Origin of the sequence: Streptomyces amritsarensis (assembly GCF_001953875.1) — a bacterium.
Lineage (GTDB): Bacteria > Actinomycetota > Actinomycetes > Streptomycetales > Streptomycetaceae > Streptomyces > Streptomyces amritsarensis.
Genome location: NZ_MQUR01000018.1, coordinates 1 through 26,578 on the forward strand (window position 1 = coordinate 1; position 26,578 = coordinate 26,578).

Here is a 26,578-nt window from a genome sequence, read left to right on the forward strand (position 1 = left end):
CCGGTCCCGCATCCTGCCTGTCCCCCCACCACCCTGCCGGTCCGGCCGCGCGGACCGGCAGGGCCGCGGGGCCGGACCCGGGGGAAGCGTCCCTTGCGCTTTCGGGCAGCGGCGGCCGGTCGGAGCCGTGCGGGCTGCCGTGTGCGGTCAGATCAGCCCGTTGCGCAGGGCGTAGCCGACCGCGTGCGTCCGATTGCGCAGTTGCAGGCGCGTGATGACCTCGTGCAGGACGTTCTTGACGGTCCGTTCGGAGTAGGAGGTCTTGCGTGCGATCTCCGCGGTGTCCAGGCCCTCCGACACCAGCCGCAGCATGTCCGCCTCGCGCGAGGTCAGGGTGGACAGGGACACCGAGCGCGGGTCGAGCGCGGAGCGCTGCAGGCTTCCCATGTGGTCGAGGAGTTTCGCGAGCAGGTCGCCGGGCAGCACGCCCTCGCCGTTCGCGATCGCCAGGACCAGCCGCAGGAGCCGGTCCTGGTCGGCCTCGGCGCGCCGCAGCACCGCGCTGACCCCGCATTCGATGGCGCGCTGCAGGGCGTCCCCGGACTCGAAGGTGCCCACCACGAGGCCGGTGCGGGTGTCGGGGTTGTGCCGCAGCCGGTAGAGCAGGGCGGCCGTCTCGTCGTCGACGCTGTCCACCGTCACGAGCGACACCTGCGCGGCGTCGGCCTCCGCGTCGGGGACGAGCTCGATCTCGGGGCGTTGGCGCAGCTGGTGGACGACCCCGACGCGCAGGATCGGGTCCGACGCGTACACGGCCACCGTCACCCGCCGGCCCGTTCTGCGGGGAGGGGCCGGGGCGGGGGGCTGGGGTATGCCGGAGCCGGCGTTGAGGGAGGGGCTGTTGTTGTCAGCGCAGCGCATGTGTCGTACCTGTTCCGTGATGCGTATCTGGGGTGACGGATCGGCCGGCCTGGTCGGATCGCGACGTTGAGATCCAACCGGCGGCCGTGCATGAGGAGTTGGGGAAGTCTGTGGGGGCATCGGGACTGCCCGGGGCCTTGCCCCCGCGTCCGTGGTGGCGGCCGGGGCGGCGCCGTAGCGTCGTGGCGTGACATCCCCAGCTGCCTCTCCCAGCCCTGGCGCGCCCGTCCTCGACATCGAGCCGGTGTCGGTGATGCCGGGCGGTACCGCCACCACGAGCCTGACCGTGCGCAACGACAGCGACATCGTCGAGGCGTACCGCCTGGAAGTCGTCGGCGACTGCGCTGCCTGGACCACGGTGGAACCCGCGCGCGTCTCGCTGTATCCGGGAACCTCCGAAACGGTCACGATCCGACTGGCGCCGCCCCGTTCGCCCCAGGTGCGGGCCGGGGACGTGCCGCTCGCCGTGCGGGTGCTGCCCACCGAGCAGCCCGATGCGGTGCGGGTCCCCGAGACCACCGTGCATGTGGAGCAGTTCCGGGAACTGCGGGCGGAGAGCGCTCCCAAACGCCGCCGCGGATGGCTGCGCGGTCGTTACCGCATCGCCGTGCGCAACGAGGGGAACGCCCCGGTGAAGGTGGGCTTCACGCCCGCGCAGCCGGGCGAGGAGCTGAAGTTCGACTTCGCCCCGCCCACGCTGAAGCTGGAGCCGGGCGAGTCCGCCGAGGTGGTGCTGAAGGTCCGCGCCGCCGGCCCGGTGTGGTTCGGGGCGCCTGTGACCTGGCCGTTCACCGTGGAGGTGGCCGAGACCGCGGAAGGCGGCGACGGCGAGGACGCCGCGGCGCGTGCCGAGCATGAGGCCGTACGGGGGCCGCTGGAGGTGGAGTTCGTCCAGATCCCGATCTTCCCGACGTGGCTGCTCGCGGTGCTGGCCGCACTGCTCGCGCTGCTGCTCGCCTGGTTCATGCTGGTGCGCCCGGCCGTGCGCAGCACGGCCAAGGAGGCCGCGGCCGAGGCCGCCAGGAACCCGGCGCCCGCCGCGGACGCTGCGGGGCAGACCCCGGTGACCGGTGGCGGCAAGCAGCCCGGCGGCGCGGGTGCGGGACCGGGCGCGGCCAAGGGCAACCAGCCCGGGGCGGGCGGCGGCGGTTCGGGTACCGGAGCCGGCGGCGGCGGGGGAGGGCTGCAGAGCTCGGCCACCATCGACCTGCAGACCGGCGGCGGTCAGAGCAAGACCGGCTCGTACACGGTGCCCGCGGGCAAGGTGTTCGGGATCACGGACATCGTGGTCGCCAACTTCCAGGGCGACGAGGGCGTGGTGACGATCAACTTCGGCGATCGGAAGATCACGACGATTGCGCTGGAGACGTTCCGAAACCAGGACTACCACTGGGTCACCCCCATCAGCATCACCGAGAGCCAGACTGTGACCGTGCAGGTGACCTGTGCAAAGCCGGGCACGCCGGCCACCGGCCGTCAGGCGCAGGAGTGCCACGAAGTCCTCAACGTGAGTGGTGTGCTGAGCGACCTCAGGTGACCCGAGCGGCACGGACATCGTCCGTCAGGCTCGGCCAGGAACAAAGCGGACCCGCACCGGTCCGTCCGGAAAGTGCTTACCGGACGGGCTGGTGACGGGTCGTCGGCATTCCCGCCTTCCGGTGCGGTGACGCCGTTCCACGGCTCTTGCGCGACTACTGGGCGGTAGCAAGACCGTGGAAAAAATTTGGCTGTATTTCGACTCTCGCGCCTCGCCTGCAACTCCCCGCTCCCTGGCCCGCCCGGGTCGCGGCAGGGGGGCAGCGGCATGTTCCGGCCAGCGCGGTGCCGCCCGGGTTCAGGCAGCGGCCGGGCTCGGGGGAGGGGAGGGAGGCGTCAGGGCCAGACCAGGCAGTACGGCTGGTGGCCGGCCTCGTGCAGCCGGTGGCTGAAGTCCTGCCACTCGTGGAGGAGCTGGTAGACGTTGAAGGCGTCGCTCGGGCCGCCGCGGTCGGGGACCGTGGACCAGATGAAGGCGGCGGCGCCCACGGACTCCTCGCCGATCCCGCGGAGCGGGTCGACCACCGTCATCGGGAGCTTGACCACCGCGTAGTCGGGGTGGAGGACGACCAGCTCCAGCGGCGGCACCTTGTGCAGGGGTATGCCCTCGATGCCGGTCAGGACCATCGCGGCCACCGTCTCCGGCTTGATCTTGGTGAAGAGGCCGCCCATGCCGAGCTCGTCGCCGCCGAGCTCCTCCGGGCGCATCGTCACCGGGACCCGGGCCGCCGTCGCGCCGTCCGGTGCGCCGAAGTACTTGTACGTCACGCCCATGCCGCGGCCCCGGGGCACGTCCTCCGGCTCCGCCGCGGGCTCCGGCACGGCGTCGGCCGCCTCGGTGGCGCGCCGGCGGTGCTTGCCCCGGCGGCGGGCCTCGCGGGCTTCGCGGGCGCGCTGCGGATCGAGGCCGTCCGTACCCTCGCCCGGTCCACCACCGCGTTGCATATCTCCACCCGACTGGTCTTGCTCGTCCCGGCCCCGTGACCTCCGCCACGCAGCCTGATCATCATGGCAGTGACCTCCCCCGCGGCGACGCGGTGAAACGCCCGCCCGCAAGTCTGTCGCAGCCTCTGAGACCATGGCTGGTGTGAGCTACCCGTACCCGTATGAAGCCCCAGTTTCGCAGACGCTCTTCGAGCGCGCCTCCCTCGTGACCCCCGGCGGCGTGAACTCTCCCGTGCGCGCCTTCCGCGCCGTGGGCGGTACGCCCCGGTTCATGGTGTCCGGCACCGGTCCGTACCTCACCGATGCCGACGGCCGCGAGTACGTGGACCTCGTCTGCTCGTGGGGGCCGATGATCCTCGGCCACTCCCACCCCGAGGTGATCGAGGCCGTCCAGGCGGCCGTCGCGCGCGGCACCTCCTTCGGTGCGCCCGGTGAGGGCGAGGTGGCGCTCGCGGAGGAGATCGTGGCGCGCATCGAGCCGGTGGAGCAGGTGCGCCTGGTGTCCTCCGGGACCGAGGCGACCATGTCGGCGATCCGGCTGGCACGCGGCTTCACCGGTCGCGCCAAGGTCGTGAAGTTCGCCGGCTGCTACCACGGTCACGTGGACGCGCTGCTGGCCGCCGCCGGTTCCGGGCTCGCCACCTTCGCGCTGCCGGACACCCCCGGCGTGACGGGCGCGCAGGCCGGCGACACGATCGTGCTGCCGTACAACGACCTCGAAGCGGTGCGGGCGGCGTTCGCCGCGCACCCCGGCGAGATCGCCTGCGTGATCACCGAGGCGGCGCCCGGCAACATGGGCGTGGTCACCCCCGCCGAGGGCTTCAACCAGGGGCTCGCGGACCTCTGCCGGGAGAACGGCGCGCTCTACATCTCCGACGAGGTCATGACGGGCTTCCGCACCTCCCGCGCCGGCTGGTACGGCGTCGACGGGGTCAAGCCCGACCTGATGACCTTCGGCAAGGTCATGGGCGGCGGCTTCCCCGCCGCGGCGTTCGGCGGCCGCGCCGACGTCATGGGCCACCTCGCCCCCGCGGGGCCCGTCTACCAGGCCGGCACGCTCTCCGGGAACCCGATCGCCACCGCCGCGGGCCTCGCGCAGCTGCGGCTGCTCGACGCGGCCGCGTACGAGAAGGTCGACGCCGTCTCGGCGGAGATCCAGGGCCTGGTCACCGGGGCGCTCGCCAAGGAGGGCGTGGCGCACCGCCTGCAGACCGCGTCCAACATGTTCTCCGTCTTCTTCACCGGGGACGCGGTGCGCAACTACGACGACGCGAAGAAGCAGGAGAGCTTCCGCTTCAACGCGTTCTTCCACTCGATGCTGGCGCAGGGCGTCTACCTGCCGCCGTCCGCCTTCGAGTCCTGGTTCGTGTCCACCGCCCACGACGAGAAGGCGATCGAGCGCGTCGCGGCAGCCCTGCCGGCCGCCGCCCGGGCCGCCGCGGAGGCCACCGCATGAGCGCCGTCGGCCGCGACGCGAAGTCCGACCTCACGGTCGTGCACCTGGTGCGCCACGGTGAGGTGCACAACCCGGACGGGGTCCTGTACGGGCGCCGCGAGGGCTACCACCTCTCGGAGCTGGGCCGCCGGATGGCGGACCGGGTCGCCGAGCACCTGAAGGGCCGGGACATCGCCTACGTGGTGTCCTCGCCGCTGGAGCGGGCGCAGGAGACGGCGGAGCCGATCGCCAAGGCCCACGGGCTGGACCTGGCGACGGACTCGCGGCTGCTGGAGGCGGAGAACGTCTTCGAGGGCAAGACCTTCGGCGTCGGCGACGGCGCGCTGCGCAGGCCCGGCAACTGGAAGCACCTGACGAATCCGTTCAAGCCGTCCTGGGGCGAGCCGTACGTCGAGCAGGTGGTCCGGATGATGAGCGCGCTGGAGGCGGCGCGCGACGCGGCCCGCGGCCACGAGGCGGTGGCGGTCAGCCATCAGCTGCCGATCTGGATCGTGCGCAGCTTCGCCGAGAAGCGCCGGCTGTGGCACGACCCGCGCCGCCGGCAGTGCACCCTCGCGTCCCTGACGTCCTTCACGTTCCAGGGCGACAAGCTGGTGTCGGTGGGCTACAGCGAGCCGGCGCGGGACCTGGTCCCGGCCCATCTGCTGGCGGGGGCGAAGCCGGTGAAGGGCGCCTCCAAGGCGTTCGGCGCCTGATCCGACGGTCTGTTACGGACCGTTACAGGTCTGTCTAATTAAATACAAGATGCGCGGGAATCACCGTGTCAGCACACATGTCCGGTCAACTTGTCCGTTCATGCGGACTTTGAGTCGGGTGTGGTGACGACGATGGGGACGGTGACATGCGCGACATCAGGGGAGTCAGTCGGAGGGGGTTGCTGGGACTGGGACTTGGCGCCGCGGCCGCGATGGGAGTCGCCGGCTGCGGACTGCCCGATGTGTCCGGTCCCGGCGCTCCCGGACCCGTGAAGAACCCGAAGCCCGGTGAGAAGACGCCGGCCAGGCCCATCGGTGACGGCTCCACCGCCGACACCGGCCCGCAGCCCCACCAGCCCGACCGGCCCGTGCCGCTCCAGCCGGGCGAGACGCCGCCGCAGTTCGTGGTCTTCAGCTGGGACGGCGCGGGGGAGATCGGCAACGGCCTCTTCCCGCGCTTCCTCAAGCTCGCCAAGGACCACGGCGCGGCCATGACCTTCTTCCTCTCCGGCATCTATCTGCTGCCCGAGTCGAAGCGGAGCCTCTACCGGCCGCCGAACAATCCCGTCGGCGCGTCCGACATCGGCTACCTCAAGGACGAGAACGTCCGCACCACCCTCCGCCTCGTCCGCGAGGCGTGGCTCGACGGGCACGAGATAGGCACGCACTTCAACGGCCACTTCTGCGGGGGCTCCGGCTCCGTCGCGCGCTGGACCCCGGCCGACTGGGAGAGCGAGATCGACCAGGCCGTGTCCTTCGTCACAAGCTGGCGCACGCACACCGGCTTCACCGATGTGGAACCGCTGCCCTTCGACTACCGCAAGGAGCTGACCGGCGCCCGCACCCCCTGCCTCCTGGGCCGGGACAACCTCCTGCCGACCGCCCGGAAGCTGGGCTGGCGCTACGACTCCAGCTCGCCCGGCGGCCTCCAGGTCTGGCCCGTGCGCAGGTCGGGCGTCTGGGACCTGCCGTTGCAGTCCCTGCCCTTCCCGGGCCACTCCTTCGAGGTGCTCTCGATGGACTACAACATCCTCGCCAACCAGTCGAAGAACACCACGAAGGGCGTCCCCGCCCACTACCCGGCCTGGCGGGCCCAGGCCACGGCCACCTACCTCGGCGGGTTCCGCCGCGCCTACGAGACCAACCGCGCGCCGCTCTTCATCGGCAACCACTTCGAGGAGTGGAACGGAGGCATCTACATGGATGCCGTCGAGGAAGCCCTCAAGGGCATGGCGGACAAAAGGGATGTAAGGCTCGTGTCCTTCCGGCAGTTCACCGACTGGCTGGAGGCCCAGGACCCCAAGGTCCTCGCCCGGCTGCGCACCCTCGGCCCCGGCCAGTCGCCCGCCGGCGGCTGGAACGCGTACCTCACCGCGGCCTGAACCATCGCCTGACCAGGGCATTGACACCCGGCCGGGGGGCGCGGAAAATCCGCGAATTGCTCATGCGAAACTTTTCACATGAGCCTTAGCCGCGCCCCCCGACGCCGCTCACCCAGCGGCCGCGCCCTCCTGCTGACCGCGGTGACCGTCACCGGCGCCCTCACGCTCACGGCGTGCGGCGGCTCGGACAGCGGCAAGCCGACCGGCAGCGGCGGCAACTACGTCACGGGTGCGAGCGGCATCTCCACCGCCGCCGAGGGCGAGCGCGTCGAGGCCCCGGGGCTCGACGGCGAGACCGTCGACGGCAAGCCCCTCGACACGGCCGCCCTCAAGGGCAAGGTCGTCGTCCTCAACGTCTGGGGCTCCTGGTGCCCGCCGTGCCGCGCCGAGGCCCCGTCCTTCGCGAAGGTCTCCAAGGAGCTCGCCGACGCCGGCAAGGACGTCGTCTTCGTGGGCGTCAACGTCCGCGACAACAGCAAGCAGAACGCCGCCTCCTTCGAGGAGACCTTCGGGATCACCTACCCGAGCCTCTACGACCCCGACGGCAAGCAGCTGCTCCGCTTCCCCAAGGGCAGCCTCAGCCCGAACGCCATTCCCTCCACCCTCGTCCTGGACCGCGAGGGCCGGATCGCCGCACGCACCCTCGCCCCCCTCAGCGAGGAGCAACTGCGCTCGATGATCGACCCCGTCCTCGCGGAGCAGTGACCTCGTGGTCGAGTACGTCCTCGCCGCCGAGGCCACGGGTGTGAACGAGACGGTCCTGAACGGCGCCCTGCTGCTGGCGGTGCCCATCGCACTCCTCGCGGGACTCGTCTCCTTCTTCTCGCCCTGCGTCCTGCCGCTGGTCCCCGGCTACCTCTCCTACGTGACCGGCGTCAGCGGCGCCGACCTCGCCGAGGCCCGCCGAGGGCGGATGCTGGCGGGCGCCGCCCTGTTCGTCGCCGGGTTCACCGCCGTCTTCGTCTCCACCGGCGCGCTCTTCGGGTACTTCGGCTCCGAGCTCCAGGAGAACAAGGCGATCATCTCCCGGGTGCTGGGCGCCCTGGTGATCGTCCTCGGCCTCTTCTTCATGGGAGCCATCCCCGGCCTGACCATGCGGGAGTTCCGCTTCCACAAGAAGCCGACCGCCGGCCTGCTCGGCGCGCCGCTGCTCGGCGTGCTCTTCGGCGTCGGCTGGACCCCCTGCATGGGCCCGACCCTCGCCGCCGTCAACACCCTCTCCATCGACCAGGCGAGCGCCGGCCGCGGCGCCCTGCTCACCGTCGTCTACTGTCTGGGCCTCGGCGTGCCCTTCATCCTCGCCGCGATCGCCTTCCGCAAGGCGCTCGGTGCGTTCGGCTGGGTGAAGCAGCACTATGCATGGGTGATGCGGATCGGCGGCGGCATGCTGATCCTCACCGGCCTGCTGCTCGTCACAGGTTTGTGGGACAGCATCGTCACCGACATGCAGGCCTGGACCCAAAGCTTCACGGTGGGGATCTGAGGAACCGACGGACATGAGTACGACAGACAAAGCGTCCACCGAGACGTCGCCCGAGCCCTCCCCGGCGGACCCCTCCGAGGCCGCGGCCGGCTCCCAGCTCTCCACCGCCCCCGTCGAGGACAGCGGTCCCGTCGGCATCGGCGTGATCGGCTGGGTCCGCTGGTTCTGGCGGCAGCTCACCTCCATGCGGGTGGCGCTGATCCTGCTCTTCCTGCTGTCCCTGGGCGCCATCCCCGGCTCCCTCGTCCCGCAGACCGACGTGGACGCGCTGAAGGTCGCCCAGTGGAAGAAGGACAACCCCTCCTTCGTCGGCGTCGCCGAGGCGTTCCAGCTCTTCGACGTCTACAGCTCGGTGTGGTTCTCCGCGATCTACCTGCTGCTGTTCGTCTCGCTGATCGGCTGCATCGTCCCGCGCGCCTGGCAGTTCGTCGGCCAGCTCCGCGGCCGCCCGCCGGGCGCCCCCAAGCGGCTCGACCGGCTGCCCGCCCACACCACGTGGCGCACCGACAAGACCCCCGACGAGGTCCTCTCGTACGCCAGGACGCTGCTCGCGGGCAAGCGCTTCCGCACCGAGGACGGCAGCGGCACCGTCGCGGCCGAGAAGGGCTACCTCCGCGAGGCCGGGAACCTGCTCTTCCACGTCGCGCTGATCGTGATGCTCGTGGCCTTCGCCTGGGGCCAGTACTTCAAGTCCGAGGGCGGCAAGCTGGTCCTGCGCGGCAGCGGCTTCTCGAACACGCTCACCCAGTACGACGACTTCAAGCCCGGCACGCTCTTCCACCCGGACGACCTGCCGCCGTTCAGCTTCACCCTGGACCGCTTCGACGCCACCTACGAGATGTCCGGCCCGCAGCGGGGCACCCCGCGCGACTTCAAGGCGCACGTCACCCTCACCGAGGGAGCCCACGGAAAGCCCGAGAAGCGCGAGATCCAGGTCAACGAGCCCTTGGAGATCGACGGCTCCAAGGTCTACCTCCTCGGCCACGGCTACGCGCCGATCATCTCCGTGACCGACTCCACCGGAAAGGTCGTCTACAAGGACGCCGTCCCGGTGCTCCCGCAGGACGGCAACCTCACCTCCACCGGAGCGGTCAAGGTCACCGACGGCTACAAGGACAAGGACGGCAAGGCGGAGCAGCTCGGCTTCACCGCCGTCTTCGTGCCGACCTTCGCAGGCGAGGGCAAGGGGACGATGTTCTCCCAGTTCCCCGCCCTCCTGAACCCGCAGCTCATGCTCAACGCCTGGCACGGCAGCCTCGGTGTGGACTCGGGCCTGCCGCAGAACGTCTACCGCCTGGAAACCTCCAAGATGGAGATGTTCAAGGACGAGTCGGGCCAGCAGCTCATCAAGAGGCTGGCGCCCGGCGAGACGATGGACCTGCCGAACGGCGCGGGCACCGTGAAGTTCGAGGGCATCGAGCGCTGGGCCACCTTCTCCGTCACCCAGCAGCCCGGCAGCGGCCTCGCCCTCGCGGGCGCGATCGCCGCCATCGCGGGCCTGGCCGGGTCGCTGTTCATCCAGCGCCGCCGGATCTGGGTGCGCGCGGTGGAGGGCAAGGACGGCGTGACCGTCGTGGAGATGGCGGGCCTCGGCCGCAGCGAGTCCGCCAAGCTTCCGGAGGAGCTGGCGGACCTCGCCGCCATGCTGCACCAGCAGGCGCCCAGCGTGTCTGATCCTGTTGAAGAAACCCCTGAAGGAGAGCGCGGATGACGCCGCTCGCAGCCGCAGCCAACGAGAACCTGGCTGAGATCAGCAACTACCTGGTCTATTCGTCGATGGCGGTCTACACGCTCGCCTTCTTCGCGCACATCGCCGAGTGGACCTTCGGCAGCCGCAGCAAGGTGGCCCGCACGGCCGCCGCGCTGACCGGCACCGCCGGTGCCGCGGCACCGGCCGTGCAGGTGCGCGGCAAGGGCGGCGCCACCGCCGTACTGGACCGGCCCAAGGTCACCACCCGCTCCGGCGCGGGCACCCGCGACGTCCCGGACGGCCCCGGCGCCGCCGGCGGCACCGTGCAGGGAGACCTGTACGGGCGGATCGCGGTCTCGCTGACCGCGCTCGCCTTCCTCGTCGAGGCGGCCGGCGTGGTCACCCGCGCCCTGTCCGTCGAGCGGGCCCCCTGGGGCAACATGTACGAGTTCTCGATCACCTTCTCCACGGTGGCCGTCGGCACCTACCTGGTGCTCCTCGCCCTGAAGAAGAACGTCCGCTGGCTCGGCCTGATCCTGGTCACCACCGTCCTGCTCGACCTCGGCATTGCCGTCACCTGGCTCTACACCGACAGCGACCAGCTGGTCCCGGCCCTGCACTCCTACTGGCTGTGGATCCACGTCTCCACCGCCATCTTCTGCGGCGCCGTCTTCTACCTCGGCGCGGCCGGCGCGGTCCTGTACCTCTTCCGCGACTCCTACGAGGCCAAGCTCGCCGGCGGCGGCAAGCCCGGCAGGATCGCCTCGTCCGTCCTGGAGCGCCTGCCCTCGGCGGCCTCGCTCGACAAGTTCTCGTACCGCATCAACGCGGCCGTCTTCCCGCTGTGGACGTTCACGATCATCGCGGGCGCGATCTGGGCGGGCGACGCCTGGGGCCGCTACTGGGGCTGGGACCCCAAGGAGGTCTGGTCCTTCGTGACCTGGGTGGCGTACGCCTGCTACCTGCACGCCCGCGCCACCGCCGGCTGGAAGGGCCGCAAGGCCGCCTACCTGGCGCTCTTCGCCTTCGCCTGCTGGATCTGGAACTACTACGGCGTGAACATCCTGCTCAGCGGCAAGCACTCGTACGCGGGCGTCTGACCGGCCGGAGTGGGACGCTGGTGGCATGTCCCTCGTGAGCCATGCCACCAGCGAACGGCGCGGCGAGAACCACTGGCTGCTCCGCTTCGAGCTGCACCTCCCCTACGCCTACGAGGCCCTCTGGCACGCCCTGACCACACCGGACGGGCTGCGCGGCTGGCTGGCCGCGGCCGACGTCCTGGAACGGCACCTCGGCGGGGCCGTGACGCTGCGCTGGCTGAACACCGCAACCGTGGCGACGGGCCACGTCACGGCCTGGGACGTGGAACGCGTCGCCGAGTACACCCTGAGCGGGCAGGGGCGGATCCGCTTCCACCTGGAGGCGGTCGGCACCGATTCGACGGTCCTGCGGTTCCTGAACGAGCGCGGCGGCACCGAGGAGGACCGCCTCGACTGCCTGGCCGGCTGGCACGAGCACTTCGAGCTGCTGGAAGCCGCCCTGGCCGGCCGCCCGGCGGACTGGTCCTCCTGGACGGACACCCGCCGGGCGCGGCTGCGCGAGTCGTACGGATCCTTCGGCAGCGCCCGCAAGGCCTCCTGAGCCCCCACCCGGCCGCCCCGCGCCCCCCGCACAGGATCACCACACCGGGCGCAGGGGTGGCAGCCCGTCCTGCCCGTGCAGCGCGCGCACGACGCGGGCCAGCTCCCGGCGCAGGGCGCCGATGTCCGCGCTGCCGGCGAGCTCCGCCTCCAGCTCGTGCAGGATCCGGCCCGCGACGGCGAGGTGTTCGCGCGCCGCACCCGTCAGGACGACCAGCTTGCGGCGCCCGCCCTCCGGGTGCGGCTCGCGGCGGACGTAGCCGCGCCTCTCCAGGTCGTCGACGATCTGCCCGGCGGCCTGTTTGGTCACCCCGAGCCGCTCGGCGAGCTCGGTGGCGGTCGCGCCACGCCCCTTCAGGGCCTGGAAGGCCATGCCGTGCACGGGCCGCAGGTCGGCGTATCCGACCTCGGCGAGGCGCCGGGTGAACTCGCCCAGCACCAGTTGGAAGCCCAGGCCGAGCAGGAACGTCAGCTCGACGCCCCCGCCGCTCTCCATCGCGTCTTCTCTCGTCACGCAAACATGGTGACACGGGAGGGTCAAGCTGCTTTACTCACACAAGTAAAGCGGCTTGACTCATTCGTCGAGGAGGACTCGCCTTGTACGTGATCACCACTTCCCCCGACCACGTCACCACCACCCCGAACGCCGCCATGACCGGCCTCGCCGCCCCCAGCCGCGGCAGCTCGGAGCTCAGCACCTGGCAGGTCGACATGCCCGCCGGAGCCACCGGCCCCGAACACTCCGTCAGCCGCGAGCAGGTCTGGACCCTCACCGCCGGCTCCCTGGAGGTCACCTCCGACGGCCGCACCCAGAAGGTCACCACGGGCCAGACCCTGGTCCTCCCGGCGGACGCGCCGCGCAGGATCCACGCCGCCGAGACCTTCCGGGCCCATGTGGCGATGCGCGCGGACGGCGTGGTGTCGGTGCCGGGCGAGGAGGAGCCCCGCGTCCTCCCCTGGGCGCGGTAGCCGGGCCCGCGACAGGACGAGCCGGCCTCCTGGGCCGGCCGCCTGGGCCGGCTAGTCGGCGTCCTTGCCCTGGTCCTTGCCCTGGTCCTTGCCGTTGTCGCGGTCGCGGTCCTTGTTCTCCTGCTCCTCGCGCAGGGACTTCAGGAACTCCGGATTGTCGTCGGGAGCCACCCACCGGCTGCGGCCCCGGGGCCCGCGCCCGCCGCCGCCGGAGACCACCCGCTTCTTGCCCGCGAACAGCCACACCACCGGCCCCACGATGGAGAAGAGCAGGATGATGATCACCCACATCGCCTTGGGGAGGTGCTTGACCTCTTCCTCGGGCGTGTTCAGGCAGTCGATGAAGGCGTAGATGGTCAGCGCGATGATCAGCAGGAACGGCAGATAGCGCAACACGGTGTGGGACCGACTCCCGGGCAGTGGCGGCGGACCCGCGAGGGGCCCCGGTGACGCTCCCAGCGTAGTTGGTGACGGATACTGACCCCTATGGCTTACGACGATCTCCGCTCGCTGCTCCGGGCTCTGGAGCGAGAGGGCGACCTCAAGCGCATCAAGGCCGAAGTCGACCCGTACCTGGAGGTCGGGGAGATCGTCGACAGAGTGAACAAGGCGGGCGGTCCCGCGCTGCTCTTCGAGAACGTCAAGGGCTCGGCGATGCCGCTGGCCATGAACGTCTTCGGCACCGACCGCCGCCTCCTGAAGGCCCTCGGCCTGAAGTCGTACGCCGAGATCAGCGAGAAGATCGGCGGCCTGCTGAAGCCGGAGCTGCCGCAGGGCTTCATCGGCGTCCGCGAGGCCTTCGGCAAGCTCGGCTCGATGGTCCACGTCCCGCCGAAGAAGGTGAAGGGCGACTCCGCGCCCGTCCAGGAGGTCGTCCTCACCGGCGACGACGTCGACCTGGACCTGCTGCCGGCCCTGTTCACCTGGCCCAAGGACGGCGGCTCCTTCTTCAACCTCGGCCTCACCCACACCAAGCACCCCGAGACGGGCGTGCGCAACCTCGGCCTCTACCGCCTCCAGCGCCACGACAAGCGCACCATCGGCATGCACTGGCAGATCCACAAGGACAGCCGCAACCACTACGCCGTCGCCGCCGCCAAGGGCGAGCGGCTGCCGGTCGCGATCGCCTTCGGCTGCCCGCCCGCGGTCACGTACGCCTCCACCGCCCCCCTGCCGGGCGACATCGACGAGTACCTCTTCGCCGGCTTCGTCGCGGGCAAGCGGATCGAGATGGTCGACTGCAAGACCGTCCCGCTCCAGGTCCCGGCCAACGCGGAAGTCGTCGTCGAGGGCTGGCTGGAGCCCGGGGAGATGCTCCCGGAGGGCCCCTTCGGCGACCACACCGGCTTCTACACCCCGCAGGAGCCCTTCCCGGCCCTGAAGATCGACTGCATCACGATGCGCAAGCGGCCGCTGCTGCAGTCGATCGTGGTGGGCCGCCCGCCGACCGAGGACGGCCCGCTGGGCCGCGCGACGGAGCGGTTCTTCCTGCCCCTGCTGAAGATCATCGTCCCGGACATCGTGGACTACCACCTCCCCGAGTCGGGCGGCTTCCACAACTGCGCGATCGTCTCGATCGACAAGAAGTACCCCAAGCACGCGCAGAAGGTCATGCACGCCATCTGGGGCGCCCACATGATGTCGCTGACCAAGCTGATCATCGTGGTGGACAAGGACTGCGACGTCCACGACCTGCACGAGGTGTCCTGGCGGGCCCTCGGCAACACGGACTACTCCCGCGACCTCACCGTCGTCGAGGGCCCGGTGGACCACCTCGACCACGCCTCCTACCAGCAGTTCTGGGGCGGCAAGGCGGGCATCGACGCGACGAAGAAGCTGCCCGAGGAGGGCTACACCCGCGACGGCGGCTGGCCCGACATGGTGGAGTCCGACCCCGCGACGGCCGCCCTCGTGGACCGCCGCTGGAAGGAGTACGGCCTGTGAGCCCGATCGCCGTGAGCGGCCCGGAGCTGAACCTCGGCACCGAGGAGGCGTACGTGGTCCTGGCGCGCCCGAAGATCGACCCGACCCAGCCCGGCGTGATCGCCGCCGCCCGGGACGCGGGCGTGAGCCCGGAGGAGTTCGCCGGCCCCGGGGACGTCTGGACGCTGATGTACGACGCGGACGGCGACGGCGACGGCTTCGAACTGCCCGGCGCGCGGGACACCGAGGCCGACGCCTTCGCGGAGCAGGTGCAGCAGGCGCTGGCCGCGGCCGAGCCGTTCACCGTCGAGGCCGGAAACTTCCTGCGCCTGGACGCCCGGCCGGCCGGCGCCGACTGGACGGTCACCGCGCACGTCACCCCGCCCGAGGGCGAGGAGGACGGCGCCGCGGCCCGGACGCTGGAACTCGGCGCGCTCCCGGCGGCGGACCTGCTGGCCGAACTCGAACAGTTCCGGAGGGGACTCGCATGATGACGACCGCCGACGGAGTGGTCGGACAGGGCCCCGCGCCGGAGGCGGCCAACAAGGTCAGGGCCTTCCTGCGGCTGGTGATGATCGAGCACTCGGTCTTCGCGCTGCCGTTCGCCTACATCGCGGCGCTGACCGCGATGTTCCAGCTCGACCGGACCGTGCACTGGGGCAAGCTGCTGCTCGTCACCGTCTGCATGGTGGGGCTGCGCACCTTCGCCATGGCCGCGAACCGGATCATCGACCGCGAGATCGACGCCCGCAACCCGCGGACCGCGGGGCGCGAACTGGTCACCGGCGCGGTGTCGGTCCGCTCGGCGTGGACCGGCGCGGCGATCGCACTCGTCGTCTTCCTCGGCTCGGCGGCCCTGCTGAACCCGCTGTGCCTGGCGCTGGCCCCGGTCGCCGTCGTCCCGATGGTGGTCTACCCGTACGGCAAGCGGTTCACGAACTTCCCGCACGCCATCCTGGGGCTCGCCCAGGCGATGGGCCCCGTCGGGGCCTGGCTGGCGATCACCGGCGAGTGGTCCTGGGACGCGGTGATCCTGGGTCTCGCGGTCGGCGTGTGGATCGGCGGCTTCGACCTGATCTTCGCCTGCCAGGACGTGGCCGCCGACCGCGCGGAGGGCGTGAAGTCCGTCCCGGCCCGCTTCGGCGTCCCGGCCGCCCTCTGGGGGGCGCGCGGCTCGCACGTCGTGACCACGGCCCTGCTGGCCTGGTACGCGCTGGCCACGGACGCCGGCCCGCTGTTCTGGGCCGGCCTGGCGATCGTCGTCGTCGCCTTCGTCTACGAGCACACCATCGTGACCCCGCACGACCTGTCCCGCCTGAACCGCGCCTTCTTCACGGTCAACGGCTTCATCGGCATCGCCCTCTTCGTGTGCGCCCTGGCCGATCTGGTGGCCCGCGGACTGAGCCTGTAGCTCGCAGGAGTGAGCCGGGCAGGACCGCGGGGTGCGCGGTCTGCCGGGTGCGTAGCGTGCGGCCTACCATCGAGTGCATGGACAGGGAGGCCGACGTGACCGTCTCGGAGAGCGACAGCCTGCACTCACAGCTCAGCCGGTTCGAGGACATGTTCCCCGGATACCGGACCGAGATTGTCGAGGGTGCCATCGTGATGAGCCCGGTCAAGCCCCACCACAATGAGACGATCTGGGACGTGCGGGACTTGTTGAAACCGCAGCTTCCGCCCGGGTGGGCCTTCATCTCCGATGTCGCGGTCCCCTTCGACGAAAGCAACGAGTTCTGCCCGGACCTCGCCGTCATTCCGGATGCCGAGCGCCGCAAGAACCTCAGCGCCTATTCCCCCGACCTCATCGAACTGGCCGTCGAGGTCGTCTCACCGAGCAGCATCCGCAACGACTACGAGGTCAAGGACCGGGCCTACGCCCGGCGCGGGATCCCGCACTACCTGATCTTCGACCCGTACAAGGCGCACTGCGTGACCCTGTGGAACCCCGGCCCGGACGGCTACCGGGGCCGGGACACCATCCCGTACGGCGGCGAGGTCACCGTCGAGACCGGCATCGGCAAGCTCGTGATCGACACCTCGGGCCTGCCCGTGGACCCTTCCGTCGTCAGGCCGTGACGGCCGGGCGGCGGGCCGGGCGGCGGAAGTAGAGCGCCGTGACGATGCCGGCCACCAGACCGCACAGGTGGCCCTGCCAGCTGACGCCCGAGTCCGTCGGGAGGATGCCGGAGACGATCGTGGTGCCCCAGACGGCGGCGACGCCCACGGCCACCGCGATGCCCAGCGCCCTGCGCTCGACGAAGCCCCGCACGAGCAGGTAGCCGAAGAGGCCGAAGACGATGCCGGACGCACCCAGCGTCATGGTCCCGGACGGGGATATCAGCCAGGTGCCGAGGCCGTCGGCCAGCAGGATCAGGCCGCACACCGCGAGGAACCGGCGGATCCCGGACAGGGCGGCTATGAAGCCGAGGACCAGCAGCGGGACGCTGTTGGAGGCGACGTGGTCGAAGCCGAAGTGGAGGAAGGCGGCGGAGACGATGCCGCCGAGGCTGTCGGGGTCGCGGGCGACGATCCCGTACTGGTCGAGGGCGTGGCCGGTGGCGTGGTCGACGGCCTCCAGCAGCCACAGCAGGGCCACCCAGCCCAGCATCAGCTTCGCCGCCGCCTTGGCGCGGTCGGTCTGCGTCCAGCCGGTATCCACCGTCGTGCTCATCTTCGCCCCCTTCGTGGCTCCCCTCACGGGAACGTGCGGTCACCTTACTGAGTGCCCGCCGGGCGTGGCCGGATAGTCTCGGAGGTATGACAGAGCGCAATCGCACCCCCTGGGTGGTCGGGGTTTCCGGAGCGTCCGGGACGCCGTACGCGGCGGCGGTGCTCCGCGGCCTGCTCGCCGCGGGGGAGAGCGTGGACCTGGTCGTGAGCCGGGCCTCGCGCCTCACCCTGCTGGACGAGACCGGCATCGCCTTCCGCGACGCGCACTGGCGCGAGGACCTCGCGCAGTGGCTGGCCCGCGGAGCCGACGGCAAGCCGGGAACCTTCGATGGCCTGCCGGCCGACGCGGACGTGCGGTACTGGGGCGCCAGCGACCTGGCCGCCGGTCCGAGCTCGGGCTCGTACCGGGTCAAGGGGATGCTCATCGTCCCCGCGTCCACGGCCTGCGTGGCGGGGGTCGCCCTCGGACTGTCGAAGGACCTGCTCCAGCGCGTGGCGAGCGTGACCCTCAAGGAGCGGCGCCGGCTGGTGGTCGCGGTGCGGGAGACCCCGCTGAACGGGCAGACGCTGAAGCATCTGGTGGCGCTGGACGAGGCGGGCGCCGTCGTGCTGCCCGCCTCTCCGGCCTTCTACGCGGGTGCGACGCACATCCAGGATCTGGTGGATTTCGTCGCGGGGCGGGTGCTGGACGCGGCAGGGGTGCCGCACCGGCTGTACCGCCGCTGGGAGGGGGAGCTGGGAGGCTCCCGCTCCCCCCGGGCATCGAACGGTGGTGACGGGGCCGGTGCCTAGGGGGTGTCTTGCCGATCATGCCGGGCTCGTCGACAAGGCACCCCCTAGGCCTTCTTGCGGCCCAGCGGCTTGCGGGCCCGGTCGACGCGGACGGCCGCGGCGGGCTGGTGGGCTCGGGATCGGTTGGCCAGCTCCTGGAGCTGTCGCATGTGTGCGTGCGCCATCTCGATCGTGAACACGGTGTACCACTCCTGAAGATCGTTATTGATCTGCCGTAAGAAATCGCAGGGTGTTGACCCTGTGTGCCTTAGATTCTATACCTAGACTTGCAGGATCGCCGAATAATGGAAGGCTCCACGTAATGGACACGGTGGACAGGCAGCTCATCCAGGCACTCCGGGAGAACGGTCGTGCCTCGTACGCGGAGCTGGGCCGTCTCGTGGGCCTCTCGGGCCCCAGCGTCACCGACCGCATCAACCGTCTGGAGACGGCCGGCGTCATCACCGGCTACCGCGCGACGGTCGACTCCGCCTCGCTCGGCCTCGGCGTCACCGCGCTGATCGGCATCTCCCTCTCCGACGCCGCCGACCACGAGGACGTGGCGCGGCGGCTGCGCGACCTCGCGGAGATCGAGGACTGCTGGTTCATCGCCGGCGACGACTCCTACATGCTCAAGGTGCGCGCCAGCGACGTGGACGGCCTGGAGAAGATCATCCGCAAGCTCTCCGGCACCAAGGGCGTCTCGCGCACCCGGACCACCATCGTGCTCTCCACGAAGTGGGAGAACCGGGTCGGGGAGCTGCCCGAGGAAGCCTGAGAGTACGGTTGGTCAGGGTTCGCAGGACAGGCAAGAGGCATCTAGAGGAGGCGACCGGTACATGGACGCTGGGCTCAAGCGTGAGCTGGAGGAGAAGGTCCGCTCCGGCGAGCGGCTGACCCGTGAGGACGGCATCGCCCTCTACGAGTCGGACGACCTGGCCTGGCTCGGCGGCCTCGCCCACGAGGTGCGCACGCGCAAGAACGGTGACGTCGTCCACTTCAACGTCAACCGCCACCTCAACATGACGAACGTGTGCACCGCGTCGTGCGCGTACTGCTCGTTCCAGCGCAAGCCGGGCGAGAAGGACGCGTACACGATGCGCATCGAGGAGGCCGTGCGCCTGGCCAAGGCCATGGAGACGGAGAACCTCACCGAGCTGCACATCGTCAACGGCCTGCACCCGAACCTGCCGTGGCGCTACTACCCGCGCTCGCTCTCCGAGCTGAAGAAGGCGCTGCCGAACGTCTCGCTGAAGGCGTTCACCGCGACCGAGATCCACCACTTCGAGACGATCTCCGGCATGTCGGCCTCCGACATCCTGGACGAGCTGATCGAGGCCGGCCTGGAGTCGCTCACCGGCGGCGGCGCGGAGATCTTCGACTGGGAGGTCCGCCAGCACATCGTCGACCACCGCACCCACTGGGAGGACTGGTCGCGCATCCACCGCCTCGCGCACGCGAAGGGCCTCAAGACCCCCTCGACGATGCTGTACGGGCACATCGAGGAGCCGCGCCACCGCGTGGACCACGTGCTGCGGCTGCGCGAGCTCCAGGACGAGACCGGCGGCTTCCAGGTCTTCATCCCGCTGCGCTACCAGCACGACTTCGTGGACATGCGGGACGGCAAGGTGCGCAACAAGCTCCAGGCGCGCACGACCATGGCCACCGGCGCCGAGGCGCTGAAGACCTTCGCCGTCTCGCGACTGCTCTTCGACAACGTGCCGCACGTCAAGGTCTTCTGGGTGATGCACGGCGTGCAGACCGCCCAGCTCGCGCTCCAGCACGGTGCGGACGACATGGACGGCTCGGTCGTCGAGTACAAGATCACCCACGACGCGGACAACTACGGCACCCCGAACAAGCTGGGCCGTGAGGACCTGCTCGAGCTGATCCGGGAGGCCGGCTTCCGCCCGGTCGAGCGCAACACGCGCTACGAGATCATCCGCGAGTACCCCGGCCCGGACGCGGACCTGCGCGAGACCCCGCAGGCCATGCGCGTCTGACCCGGCGCGCGCCCGTCGCGCCGCAGCCGCTCCCGGCGAGTTAACCCCGGCCCATGGGCCGGGGTTTAGCTTTGTCTGGACGGGCCGATGAGGTAATGGTTAAACTCGCAAAATGACCCTTACTTTCACCCTGGATCCGGTCGTCGGACCCTCCCTGCGTGATGGAATCCTCGAGCTCTGGACGGACGTCTCCAACGCGGGCGGCGCCGTGGGCTTCGTGCCGCCGGTCACCCACGACGACGTCCGCCCCGCGCTCGACAAGCACCTCGCCGGCGTGGCCGACGGGAGCTGCCGACTGCTCGTCGGGCACGACGAGGACGGCGCGGTCGCCGCGACCGCGTTCCTCACCCACAACACGCACCGGCTCCAGCGGCACTGGCTGTGGGCCTACACGGTGATGGTCCACCCGCGCCACCAGGGCAAGGGCCTGGGGCGGGACCTCATGGCCGCCACCGAGGCGGCGGCCCGCTCCGTCGAGGGCATCGACGCCGTCCGCCTCACCTGCCGCGGCGGCCTCGGCCTGGAGCACTTCTACTCCTCCTGCGGCTACAAGGAGGTCGGCCGCGTCCCCGGCGCCGTCCGCGTGGCCCCGGGCGACGACCGCGACGACATCACGATGCTGCTGCCGCTCTACTGACGAGGGGCGTACGGGCGTACGGGCGCCGGCACGCGAGCCGTACGGGCGTACGCACCCCGGCGGGCCGCGGCCGGGCCCCGGCGTGCTTCACTGGAGGGCACCGTGCGACGCACGACCTGACGACCACGACGAGAGAGAAGGGGTCACCGTGTCCCTCAAGCCGAGCGCAACGATCCGATACACCGCGATGCGCCTGGGCATCTTCGTCGGCTGCCTCGCCGTCGTCGCGGTCCTCGTCCGGTTCGGCCTGGTCCCCGCGGGGCTCGGCGACGCCAACGGCGCCTGGGTCGTGCTGCTCGCCCTCGTGCTCTCCGCCCCGCTCTCCTTCGTCCTCCTGCGCAAGCAGCGCGACGAGATGTCCGCGCAGATCTCCGGGCGCGTCGCGGGTGCGAAGCAGAAGCTCGCCGAGAACCGCAGCCAGGAGGACCAGGCGGACGACGCGGCGCGCGTCGGGTCGTAACGCCCCCGTTGGCTTCATCACACACCGAACCGCCCCAGCACCGGGTCCACCGCCCGTAACGCTGGGGCGGTGGTGTTTTCCGGGCCTGCGCAAGAGGCGCCCGTGCGCCGCTGTCTCAAAGCGCCCCTTTGAGATTCTCAAAGGAGAAGTGTTAGCGTGTTCAACATGTTGACCACAGCTGCGCACCCGATGACCACGAGCGTCCCGCTCGTGATGCGCCTGCACGTCGACCTCTGCCGCCGCGCGTCCGCGGCCTGTTGCTGTTGAGCTGAATCGATACAGCAGCGGTCCCGGCCGGCCCTTCCTGGCTGCTGCCGCACCGCAACACCACGCAGAACCACCCCCCTCACTACGTGCGCCACCTCCGGAGAGTGTCCGTGTCCGCGACCCCGCAGGCCCCTGTCAAGGCCTCGTTCAAGTTCCCCTTCTGGGCCCAGATCGTCGCCGGTCTGGTCCTCGGCGTCCTCCTCGGCTGGATAGCCCGCAGCCAGGACGTCAGCTGGCTGGGCACCACCCTGGAGAAGACCGGCGACCTCTTCGTCCAGCTCCTCAAGCTGGCCATCGCCCCCCTCGTCTTCTTCGCGATCCTGGTGTCGATCACCAACCTGCGGAAGGTGAACAACGCGGCGCGCCTCGCCTCCCGCACCCTCCTCTGGTTCATGATCACCTCGCTGATCGCGGTCGGCATCGGCATCGCGATCGGCCTGCTGACCGACCCCGGCTCGGGCACCGGCCTCACCGCCGCCGACGGCAAGGAACCGAAGAAGACCGGCTCCTGGATCGACTTCCTGACCGGCATCGTCCCCACGGACATCGTCACGCCCTTCACCGAGCTGAAGGTCCTTCAGATCGTCTTCCTGGCCGTCGTCGCCGGCATCGCCGCCCTCCAGCTCGGCGCCAAGGCCAAGCCGGTCCTCGACCTCGCCGAGTCCGCCCTGGAACTCCTCCAGAAGGCCCTGTGGTGGGTCATCCGCCTCGCCCCGATCGGCACCATCGGCCTGATCGGCACCGCGATCGCCACCTACGGCTGGGACCTCATCGGCAAGTACGCCACCTTCACCGCCGACGTCTACATCGGCTGCGCCCTGGTGATGTTCGTCGTCTACCCGCTGCTGCTCGCGACGGTCGCCAAGGTCAGCCCGATCCAGTTCTTCAAGGGCGCCTGGCCCGCCATCCAGCTGGCCTTCGTCTCCCGCTCCTCCGTCGGCACCATGCCGGTCACGCAGAAGGTCACCGAGCGCCTCGGCGTCCCGAAGGAGTACGCCTCCTTCGCCGTCCCGTTCGGCGCCACCACGAAGATGGACGGCTGCGCCGCGATCTACCCGGCGCTCGCCGCGATCTTCATCGCGCAGATCTTCGACGTGCAGCTGGGCATCAAGGAGTACCTGCTCATCGTCTTCGTCTCGGTCATCGGCTCCGCCGCGACGGCCGGCCTGACGGGCGCCACCGTCATGCTGACGCTGACCCTCTCCACCCTGGGCCTCCCGCTCGCCGGCGTCGGCCTGCTGCTGGCGATCGACCCGATCCTCGACATGATCCGCACGGCCACGAACGTCGCAGGTCAGGCGCTGGTGCCGGTCATCGTCTCGGCCCGTGAGGGGATCCTCGACCAGGAGGCCTACGCCAACGCCTCGGCCTCCCCGCTGGACGAGCCCGCCGCCCCGGCCGCCGTCGTCGACGCCGCGCCGCAGCCGGCCGCCGCGACCGCTTGAGGCCCCGGCCCCTCCGGCTCGCCGCAGCCCCCGCCCCCGTCCGGGCGGGGGCTGCGGCGGTCCTCGGGGAGGTCGATGTCCTCGCGGGGGAGCCTCAGCCGAGCGTCTCGATACGGACCCACGCGATCACCCCCAGCACGAGCGGCGGCGTGAACCACCACGGGCCCAGCGCCCTGCGGACGGGCGGGAGGAACGTGATCACGACCCCGAGCAGGCTCAGGCACAGCGAGAGGAAGACGGCTGCCGCCGTGCCCTCGTATCCCTGGTGGTCCCATGCGGCCTGCGGGCCGTTGAACACGGCGGCGTAGACGAGGACGGCGTTCAGGGCGTGCACCAGGGCGAGGGGCAGCGCGAACACCCAGCGCACCGGTCGACGGCTCCCGGAGGCTTCGCGCTGCGCACGTTCCGCGTCGAACGACATTCATCCCCCGCATGGTTGGCGACCGTTCATCGGGAGACGCGGGGCGGGAACCTTCGGTTCCGTCAGACTTCGGACGCCTGGGCGACGAACCCGGCCCAGGCCGCTCGGCCGAAGGCCAGGTGGGCGCGCGCGGTGTCCTTGGAGTCGCGGACCAGGACCGCGCCGGGGGTGTTGGCCACCTCGACGCAGTCGTTGATGTTGCTGCTGTCGCTGTAGCTGCTCTTGAACCACTCCAGCTCAGGCTTGTGGATCATGTTTCTCCCAGCAGTTTCTCGACGAATGCCCGTGACTCCCGGGGCGAGAGAGCCTGGGCCCGGATCATGCCATATTGCAGATCAAGGATTCGGAGCTGCTTCGGGTCGGAGACCGGGCGGCCGTTGAAGATGCCCTCACCGCGTCCAACCGCCGAACCGTCTGCGAACTTCAGCACTTGGATCAGGCCCTCCATTCCGGCGTGATCGGCACAGTTGGTCGGCATCACCTGGATCGTGACGTTCCGCAACTGCCCCAGCTCCAAAAGCCGTTCGAGTTGGGCGCGTCGAACCATTGTGCCCCCGATGGTGCGCCGAAGCGTCACCTCTTCTTGGACGAAACTGAGGGCCGGCCCTGGCGATCGGTCGAAGATCGCCTGACGGGCCAGTCGTGCCGCCACGCCCCGCTCGACCTCCTCCGGCGACTGCGGGGGCTGCGCCATCTCGAACAGGGCGCGGGCGTACTGCTCGGTCTGCAACAAGCCGTGGATGTTGTGGTTGCCGTACGAGCCGATCTCGACGGCCCTCGCTTCCAGCTTCGCCAGGTCCCGCACCTTCTTCGGGTAGCGGACCTGCTCCAGGTCGGCCTTCATCGCGGAGATCCTGCCTCCCGCGTCCAGTACCTCGTCCGCCCTGTCCAGGTACTCGGGGCGGGGGATCCGTTTGCCCGACTCGACCTTGCGGACCTGGTCCTCCCCGTACCGGATGGCCGCCCCGAAGTCCGCGGGCCGAAGGCCGGCCGCCTCGCGCCACGCCTTGAGCTGGCGGCCCAGCGCGGCCACGACCGCCGCACCCTGTTCGTCCTCCGGATCGATGTCCCAGCCGGGCTCTTCCGTTCCGTCACTGTCCACGCTCATGCGCGCCCACCTCCGACGAGCCGATGTCCGCAACGCCTCGTACCCCTCGGGCGCGTCCGGACAGTCGGGACGGCTCCGGACAAGCTCCGGACAAACTCGGGACGTACGGGCGGTGCCGCTTCTCACGGTACGCACGGACAGACACGCTGAGTGACGTGATTCCTCAACTCGTCGACTTCCACGTCCAGCTGTCCGCGACCCCGCGCGCCGCGCGCCTCGCCCGTCTCCTGACGGTCGAGCAACTACGCGGCTGGGGACTGCCGCTGGTCGAGCCCGCACACATCGTGGCCGAGCTTGCCGCCAACGCCGTGACCCATGGGGGCGTGCCCGGCCGGGACTTCCGGCTGGCCCTCAAGGCGACCCCCGAGGTGCTGCTGATCGAGGTGACGGACGCGCGCGGCGACCGGATCCCGCGGATCCGCGACGCGGGGTGCGGGCTGGTCATCGTCGAGGCCCTGGCGGAGCGTTGGGGCGTCAGGGAAGGGCCGCCGCCCTGCAAGGTGGTGTGGGCAGAGTTTCTGGCGACCGGGTCGCGGCGACCCGCGACCCGGCGTGCTTAGACGCATAAAGACCCAAAGAACCGGGGGAAAGAACCAACCCACCCACCCCACCCGGCCCGCATCGCTCGGTCGGGTGAAAGGTGGCAACTGGGCTGGATTTCAGGTGGGTTGGCGGGCATATGCTCGCCGCGACAACTTCAGACATGAGACGGCCCCCGGTGGGACTGGCATCCCGGCCGAGGGCCTGACCAACAAGGAAGTAGCACCGCTTCCCCATGGCTCCACAGCACCCTAGCGCGCCCTCGCGCGCCACGTCCCGAGTTCCCTCCGGCACCGCCCGATCCGGTGTCATCCACGTCAACACGTGGCACGCGAGTCACTACACCGTGGTCGGCAACCACCTCCTCCAGCACCGCGAACTGTCCGCGACGGCGATCGGTGTCGCGGCCTACATCCAGTCGCTGCCGGCCGGTGCCCCCGTCGGCATCAAGGCCCTCGTCGCCCGCTTCCCGGAGGGCGAGGTGCGGATCGCCTCCGCCCTGCGGGAGCTGGAGCGGCACGGCTACCTGGAGCGGCGGCGCGAGCGGCTGGAGGGCGGGCGGGTGGTGACCCGCACGTACTCGTACAACAAGCCGGGCTCCGCCTCGGGTGAACCGCCTCCGCCACCGGATCGGGAACCCGTGCCGGAGCCGGAGTCGGATCCCGAGCCGGACCCGGCTCCGGAGCGGGAGGCCGCGGTGGCTCCCGAAGCTCAGCGGCTGCACCCCGGGGCGGCCGACCTGCTTGCGGAGTTGCGGCGGCGCGACCCGCGACTGCTGCTGGCCGAACGCGACGTACGGCGGCTCGCGCCCTCCGTGTCGGCCTGGCTGGAGCGCGGCGTCGACCCCGAGGCCGTCGCGCGGGCCCTGTCGTCAGGCCTGCCCGAGGACATGCGGCGCCCCGCGTCCGTCCTCGCGTACCGGCTGACCGCCCTGCTCCCGCCGCACCTGCCGGCCGCCCCACCGCAACCGGCGGCCCGCCCGCCCGCGCGTCCGGACCCGCTCCAGAACTGCGACGGCTGCGACAAGGCCTTCCGTGCCCCGACCCCGGGCCGCTGCAGAAGCTGCCCACCGGCCGCGGCTGCGTAAGGGCCTGCATGGCTGGCTGCGATCCGGCTCCAGCGGCGTCGTAGCAGAGCCGACGTCGGGCTTCCGAGACCCACAGCCCGTCGCCGTCGTGCGACGACGACGGCTTCGTCGAGGCGTACGCGGCGGAGAAGCCGAGCCCCAGCCGGACCCGGCGGCCCGCGACCTCGTCGTCGAGCGCCTGGCGAGGGCCTAGGGAGAGGTGGGGATGTCGGCCGGCAGCGCGGCGACGAGGAGGGAGACGGCTGCGGCCGTGCTCGCGGCCTCCTGCAGCCGGCCGTCGGACGTTCGCACCTCGTAGCGGCCGTCTCTCAGCGCTCGCGCCAACGGCAGGTCGCCGAAGATCGGAGGGGCGGCACGACGGCTGAAGCGGAGCCAGTAGACGCTGGTCCCCGGGGACAGCGCGCGCAGCCGGGGCTCGGCGAAGGCGGCTTCGACCAGTTCCCGCAGGTTGGACCGGTCCCGGACGCCTAGTCGCTGCCGCAGCCTCAACCACCGTTCCCCGATGGTGTCGCCGAGACCGTCGACCGGGTACCACGTACCGGGCTCTGGGGTGGGCAGGCTCTCCTCATGCATGCGTTCGAGTCTGCCG

32 protein-coding genes are annotated in these 26,578 nt (G+C 70.8%); 22 read left to right on the forward strand and 10 right to left on the reverse strand.

Going from position 1 to position 26,578, the window contains the following annotated elements; genetic code table 11:
- Nucleotides 1–147: 147 nt before the first annotated feature.
- A complete protein-coding gene (locus AVW11_RS10710; RefSeq protein ID WP_060181049.1) occupies nt 148–861 on the reverse strand; it encodes a helix-turn-helix transcriptional regulator in 714 nt (237 codons plus the stop codon).
- Nucleotides 862–1,114: 253 nt separating this feature from the next.
- Between AVW11_RS10710 and AVW11_RS10715 the strand changes: the two genes are divergently transcribed.
- Entirely contained in the window at nt 1,115–2,398 is a 1,284-nt protein-coding gene (locus AVW11_RS10715) for a COG1470 family protein (RefSeq protein ID WP_060181048.1), read from the forward strand.
- Between the two features lie 335 nt (nt 2,399–2,733).
- On the opposite strand, the gene AVW11_RS10720 is transcribed toward AVW11_RS10715, so the two are convergent.
- Nucleotides 2,734–3,342, reverse strand: coding sequence for a hypothetical protein (locus AVW11_RS10720; protein ID WP_076043866.1), 609 nt, complete (start codon nt 3,340–3,342; stop codon nt 2,734–2,736).
- A gap of 133 nt (nt 3,343–3,475) precedes the next feature.
- On the opposite strand from AVW11_RS10720, the gene hemL reads away from it, so the two are divergent.
- From hemL to AVW11_RS10760, 8 genes are all read left to right on the forward strand, one after another.
- Complete coding sequence (gene hemL, locus AVW11_RS10725; protein ID WP_076043867.1) at nt 3,476–4,798, forward strand: glutamate-1-semialdehyde 2,1-aminomutase; 1,323 nt, start codon at nt 3,476–3,478, stop codon at nt 4,796–4,798.
- On the forward strand, nt 4,795–5,493 hold the full coding sequence (locus AVW11_RS10730; RefSeq protein WP_030855554.1) for a histidine phosphatase family protein: 699 nt from the start codon (nt 4,795–4,797) through the stop codon (nt 5,491–5,493). Before hemL ends, AVW11_RS10730 begins: the two co-directional genes overlap by 4 nt.
- Before the next feature lie 146 nt (nt 5,494–5,639).
- Entirely contained in the window at nt 5,640–6,875 is a 1,236-nt protein-coding gene (locus tag AVW11_RS10735; RefSeq protein WP_420713497.1) for a polysaccharide deacetylase family protein, read from the forward strand.
- Between the two features lie 78 nt (nt 6,876–6,953).
- Nucleotides 6,954–7,580: a TlpA family protein disulfide reductase gene (locus AVW11_RS10740; protein WP_076043868.1), complete on the forward strand. Its 627-nt coding sequence runs from the start codon at nt 6,954–6,956 to the stop codon at nt 7,578–7,580.
- 4 nt (nt 7,581–7,584) lie between these two features.
- Nucleotides 7,585–8,358, forward strand: coding sequence for a cytochrome c biogenesis CcdA family protein (locus AVW11_RS10745; RefSeq protein ID WP_060181046.1), 774 nt, complete (start codon nt 7,585–7,587; stop codon nt 8,356–8,358).
- Nucleotides 8,359–8,371: 13 nt separating this feature from the next.
- Entirely contained in the window at nt 8,372–10,069 is a 1,698-nt protein-coding gene (resB, locus tag AVW11_RS10750) for a cytochrome c biogenesis protein ResB (protein ID WP_060181045.1), read from the forward strand.
- Nucleotides 10,066–11,148, forward strand: coding sequence for a c-type cytochrome biogenesis protein CcsB (gene ccsB / locus AVW11_RS10755; protein ID WP_030855559.1), 1,083 nt, complete (start codon nt 10,066–10,068; stop codon nt 11,146–11,148). Before resB ends, ccsB begins: the two co-directional genes overlap by 4 nt.
- Before the next feature lie 25 nt (nt 11,149–11,173).
- Nucleotides 11,174–11,689 carry an SRPBCC domain-containing protein gene (locus AVW11_RS10760; RefSeq protein WP_060181044.1) on the forward strand — a complete coding sequence of 172 codons (516 nt, stop codon included), beginning with the start codon at nt 11,174–11,176 and terminating at the stop codon, nt 11,687–11,689.
- A 36-nt stretch (nt 11,690–11,725) separates the two neighbouring features.
- On the opposite strand, the gene AVW11_RS10765 is transcribed toward AVW11_RS10760, so the two are convergent.
- On the reverse strand, nt 11,726–12,202 hold the full coding sequence (locus AVW11_RS10765; protein ID WP_413081556.1) for a MarR family winged helix-turn-helix transcriptional regulator: 477 nt from the start codon (nt 12,200–12,202) through the stop codon (nt 11,726–11,728).
- Between the two features lie 89 nt (nt 12,203–12,291).
- On the opposite strand from AVW11_RS10765, the gene AVW11_RS10770 reads away from it, so the two are divergent.
- Complete coding sequence (locus AVW11_RS10770; protein WP_225884903.1) at nt 12,292–12,657, forward strand: cupin domain-containing protein; 366 nt, start codon at nt 12,292–12,294, stop codon at nt 12,655–12,657.
- A 51-nt stretch (nt 12,658–12,708) separates the two neighbouring features.
- On the opposite strand, the gene AVW11_RS10775 is transcribed toward AVW11_RS10770, so the two are convergent.
- On the reverse strand, nt 12,709–13,053 hold the full coding sequence (locus tag AVW11_RS10775) for a PLD nuclease N-terminal domain-containing protein (RefSeq protein ID WP_078094874.1): 345 nt from the start codon (nt 13,051–13,053) through the stop codon (nt 12,709–12,711).
- Between the two features lie 90 nt (nt 13,054–13,143).
- Here AVW11_RS10775 and AVW11_RS10780 point away from each other — a divergent pair, with 90 nt between their 5' ends.
- The 4 genes from AVW11_RS10780 to AVW11_RS10795 all read left to right on the forward strand — a co-directional run bounded on the left by AVW11_RS10780 (nt 13,144) and on the right by AVW11_RS10795 (nt 16,656).
- On the forward strand, nt 13,144–14,601 hold the full coding sequence (locus AVW11_RS10780; protein WP_030026270.1) for a menaquinone biosynthesis decarboxylase: 1,458 nt from the start codon (nt 13,144–13,146) through the stop codon (nt 14,599–14,601).
- Nucleotides 14,598–15,071, forward strand: a complete 474-nt coding sequence (locus tag AVW11_RS10785; protein ID WP_076043869.1) for a hypothetical protein — start codon at nt 14,598–14,600, stop codon at nt 15,069–15,071. Before AVW11_RS10780 ends, AVW11_RS10785 begins: the two co-directional genes overlap by 4 nt.
- Nucleotides 15,068–15,991 (forward strand): menaquinone biosynthesis prenyltransferase MqnP, encoded by a 924-nt coding sequence (gene mqnP / locus AVW11_RS10790; protein WP_060181040.1) that lies wholly within the window; start codon nt 15,068–15,070, stop codon nt 15,989–15,991. The genes AVW11_RS10785 and mqnP overlap by 4 nt, the downstream gene beginning before the upstream one ends.
- 77 nt (nt 15,992–16,068) lie before the next feature.
- Nucleotides 16,069–16,656, forward strand: a complete 588-nt coding sequence (locus AVW11_RS10795) for a Uma2 family endonuclease (protein WP_078094876.1) — start codon at nt 16,069–16,071, stop codon at nt 16,654–16,656.
- Here AVW11_RS10795 and AVW11_RS10800 read toward each other — a convergent pair.
- Nucleotides 16,646–17,251, reverse strand: coding sequence for a rhomboid family intramembrane serine protease (locus AVW11_RS10800; RefSeq protein WP_076043870.1), 606 nt, complete (start codon nt 17,249–17,251; stop codon nt 16,646–16,648). The genes AVW11_RS10795 and AVW11_RS10800 overlap by 11 nt on opposite strands.
- A gap of 86 nt (nt 17,252–17,337) precedes the next feature.
- On the opposite strand from AVW11_RS10800, the gene AVW11_RS10805 reads away from it, so the two are divergent.
- Complete coding sequence (locus AVW11_RS10805) at nt 17,338–18,042, forward strand: UbiX family flavin prenyltransferase (RefSeq protein WP_076043871.1); 705 nt, start codon at nt 17,338–17,340, stop codon at nt 18,040–18,042.
- 44 nt (nt 18,043–18,086) lie between these two features.
- Here the strand turns inward: AVW11_RS10805 and AVW11_RS38945 are convergent, their stop codons facing one another.
- On the reverse strand, nt 18,087–18,221 hold the full coding sequence (locus tag AVW11_RS38945; protein ID WP_263973269.1) for a hypothetical protein: 135 nt from the start codon (nt 18,219–18,221) through the stop codon (nt 18,087–18,089).
- 122 nt (nt 18,222–18,343) lie between these two features.
- Between AVW11_RS38945 and AVW11_RS10810 the strand changes: the two genes are divergently transcribed.
- The 5 genes from AVW11_RS10810 (at nt 18,344) to AVW11_RS10830 (ending at nt 22,833) form a co-directional block, all read left to right on the forward strand.
- Nucleotides 18,344–18,799 carry an Lrp/AsnC family transcriptional regulator gene (locus tag AVW11_RS10810; RefSeq protein WP_030026281.1) on the forward strand — a complete coding sequence of 152 codons (456 nt, stop codon included), beginning with the start codon at nt 18,344–18,346 and terminating at the stop codon, nt 18,797–18,799.
- Nucleotides 18,800–18,860: 61 nt separating this feature from the next.
- A complete protein-coding gene (mqnE, locus tag AVW11_RS10815; protein ID WP_030855663.1) occupies nt 18,861–20,024 on the forward strand; it encodes an aminofutalosine synthase MqnE in 1,164 nt (387 codons plus the stop codon).
- 112 nt (nt 20,025–20,136) lie between these two features.
- A complete protein-coding gene (locus AVW11_RS10820; RefSeq protein ID WP_076043872.1) occupies nt 20,137–20,661 on the forward strand; it encodes a GNAT family N-acetyltransferase in 525 nt (174 codons plus the stop codon).
- A 187-nt stretch (nt 20,662–20,848) separates the two neighbouring features.
- Complete coding sequence (locus tag AVW11_RS10825) at nt 20,849–21,121, forward strand: DUF4229 domain-containing protein (protein ID WP_051700822.1); 273 nt, start codon at nt 20,849–20,851, stop codon at nt 21,119–21,121.
- A 371-nt stretch (nt 21,122–21,492) separates the two neighbouring features.
- Nucleotides 21,493–22,833 carry a dicarboxylate/amino acid:cation symporter gene (locus tag AVW11_RS10830; RefSeq protein ID WP_076043873.1) on the forward strand — a complete coding sequence of 447 codons (1,341 nt, stop codon included), beginning with the start codon at nt 21,493–21,495 and terminating at the stop codon, nt 22,831–22,833.
- A gap of 94 nt (nt 22,834–22,927) precedes the next feature.
- Here AVW11_RS10830 and AVW11_RS10835 read toward each other — a convergent pair whose 3' ends face one another.
- The 3 genes from AVW11_RS10835 to AVW11_RS10845 all read right to left on the reverse strand — a co-directional run bounded on the left by AVW11_RS10835 (nt 22,928) and on the right by AVW11_RS10845 (nt 24,362).
- Nucleotides 22,928–23,254 carry a hypothetical protein gene (locus AVW11_RS10835; RefSeq protein ID WP_076043874.1) on the reverse strand — a complete coding sequence of 109 codons (327 nt, stop codon included), beginning with the start codon at nt 23,252–23,254 and terminating at the stop codon, nt 22,928–22,930.
- A gap of 62 nt (nt 23,255–23,316) precedes the next feature.
- Entirely contained in the window at nt 23,317–23,508 is a 192-nt protein-coding gene (locus AVW11_RS10840; protein ID WP_076043875.1) for a DUF397 domain-containing protein, read from the reverse strand.
- Nucleotides 23,505–24,362 (reverse strand): helix-turn-helix domain-containing protein, encoded by an 858-nt coding sequence (locus tag AVW11_RS10845; RefSeq protein ID WP_076043876.1) that lies wholly within the window; start codon nt 24,360–24,362, stop codon nt 23,505–23,507. The genes AVW11_RS10840 and AVW11_RS10845 overlap by 4 nt, the downstream gene beginning before the upstream one ends.
- Before the next feature lie 155 nt (nt 24,363–24,517).
- Between AVW11_RS10845 and AVW11_RS10850 the strand changes: the two genes are divergently transcribed.
- Nucleotides 24,518–24,922 carry an ATP-binding protein gene (locus AVW11_RS10850; RefSeq protein WP_240528159.1) on the forward strand — a complete coding sequence of 135 codons (405 nt, stop codon included), beginning with the start codon at nt 24,518–24,520 and terminating at the stop codon, nt 24,920–24,922.
- A gap of 215 nt (nt 24,923–25,137) precedes the next feature.
- The gene (locus AVW11_RS37365) at nt 25,138–25,989 is read left to right on the forward strand and encodes a DNA-binding protein (protein ID WP_076043877.1); all 852 of its coding nucleotides are present in this window, start codon (nt 25,138–25,140) and stop codon (nt 25,987–25,989) included.
- Nucleotides 25,990–26,178: 189 nt separating this feature from the next.
- On the opposite strand, the gene AVW11_RS10860 is transcribed toward AVW11_RS37365, so the two are convergent.
- Nucleotides 26,179–26,562, reverse strand: a complete 384-nt coding sequence (locus AVW11_RS10860) for a DUF6193 family natural product biosynthesis protein (protein WP_076043878.1) — start codon at nt 26,560–26,562, stop codon at nt 26,179–26,181.
- Nucleotides 26,563–26,578 lie beyond the last annotated feature (16 nt).

Coding starts and splice junctions, on each gene's coding strand:
- AVW11_RS10805 (WP_076043871.1), top strand. CDS start 17,338: ATGACAGAGCGCAATCGCACCCCCTGGGTGGTCGGGGTTTCCGGAGCG.
- AVW11_RS10845 (WP_076043876.1), bottom strand. CDS start 24,362: ATGAGCGTGGACAGTGACGGAACGGAAGAGCCCGGCTGGGACATCGAT.
- AVW11_RS10835 (WP_076043874.1), bottom strand. CDS start 23,254: ATGTCGTTCGACGCGGAACGTGCGCAGCGCGAAGCCTCCGGGAGCCGT.
- AVW11_RS10760 (WP_060181044.1), top strand. CDS start 11,174: ATGTCCCTCGTGAGCCATGCCACCAGCGAACGGCGCGGCGAGAACCAC.
- AVW11_RS10740 (WP_076043868.1), top strand. CDS start 6,954: ATGAGCCTTAGCCGCGCCCCCCGACGCCGCTCACCCAGCGGCCGCGCC.
- mqnE (WP_030855663.1), top strand. CDS start 18,861: ATGGACGCTGGGCTCAAGCGTGAGCTGGAGGAGAAGGTCCGCTCCGGC.
- mqnP (WP_060181040.1), top strand. CDS start 15,068: ATGATGACGACCGCCGACGGAGTGGTCGGACAGGGCCCCGCGCCGGAG.
- AVW11_RS10730 (WP_030855554.1), top strand. CDS start 4,795: ATGAGCGCCGTCGGCCGCGACGCGAAGTCCGACCTCACGGTCGTGCAC.
- AVW11_RS10825 (WP_051700822.1), top strand. CDS start 20,849: ATGCGCCTGGGCATCTTCGTCGGCTGCCTCGCCGTCGTCGCGGTCCTC.
- AVW11_RS10840 (WP_076043875.1), bottom strand. CDS start 23,508: ATGATCCACAAGCCTGAGCTGGAGTGGTTCAAGAGCAGCTACAGCGAC.
- AVW11_RS10715 (WP_060181048.1), top strand. CDS start 1,115: ATGCCGGGCGGTACCGCCACCACGAGCCTGACCGTGCGCAACGACAGC.
- AVW11_RS10710 (WP_060181049.1), bottom strand. CDS start 861: ATGCGCTGCGCTGACAACAACAGCCCCTCCCTCAACGCCGGCTCCGGC.
- AVW11_RS10800 (WP_076043870.1), bottom strand. CDS start 17,251: ATGAGCACGACGGTGGATACCGGCTGGACGCAGACCGACCGCGCCAAG.
- AVW11_RS10720 (WP_076043866.1), bottom strand. CDS start 3,342: ATGCAACGCGGTGGTGGACCGGGCGAGGGTACGGACGGCCTCGATCCG.
- resB (WP_060181045.1), top strand. CDS start 8,372: ATGAGTACGACAGACAAAGCGTCCACCGAGACGTCGCCCGAGCCCTCC.
- AVW11_RS37365 (WP_076043877.1), top strand. CDS start 25,138: ATGGCTCCACAGCACCCTAGCGCGCCCTCGCGCGCCACGTCCCGAGTT.
- ccsB (WP_030855559.1), top strand. CDS start 10,066: ATGACGCCGCTCGCAGCCGCAGCCAACGAGAACCTGGCTGAGATCAGC.
- AVW11_RS10820 (WP_076043872.1), top strand. CDS start 20,137: ATGACCCTTACTTTCACCCTGGATCCGGTCGTCGGACCCTCCCTGCGT.
- AVW11_RS10735 (WP_420713497.1), top strand. CDS start 5,640: ATGCGCGACATCAGGGGAGTCAGTCGGAGGGGGTTGCTGGGACTGGGA.
- AVW11_RS10860 (WP_076043878.1), bottom strand. CDS start 26,562: ATGCATGAGGAGAGCCTGCCCACCCCAGAGCCCGGTACGTGGTACCCG.
- AVW11_RS10780 (WP_030026270.1), top strand. CDS start 13,144: ATGGCTTACGACGATCTCCGCTCGCTGCTCCGGGCTCTGGAGCGAGAG.
- AVW11_RS10810 (WP_030026281.1), top strand. CDS start 18,344: ATGGACACGGTGGACAGGCAGCTCATCCAGGCACTCCGGGAGAACGGT.
- hemL (WP_076043867.1), top strand. CDS start 3,476: ATGGCTGGTGTGAGCTACCCGTACCCGTATGAAGCCCCAGTTTCGCAG.
- AVW11_RS10795 (WP_078094876.1), top strand. CDS start 16,069: ATGGACAGGGAGGCCGACGTGACCGTCTCGGAGAGCGACAGCCTGCAC.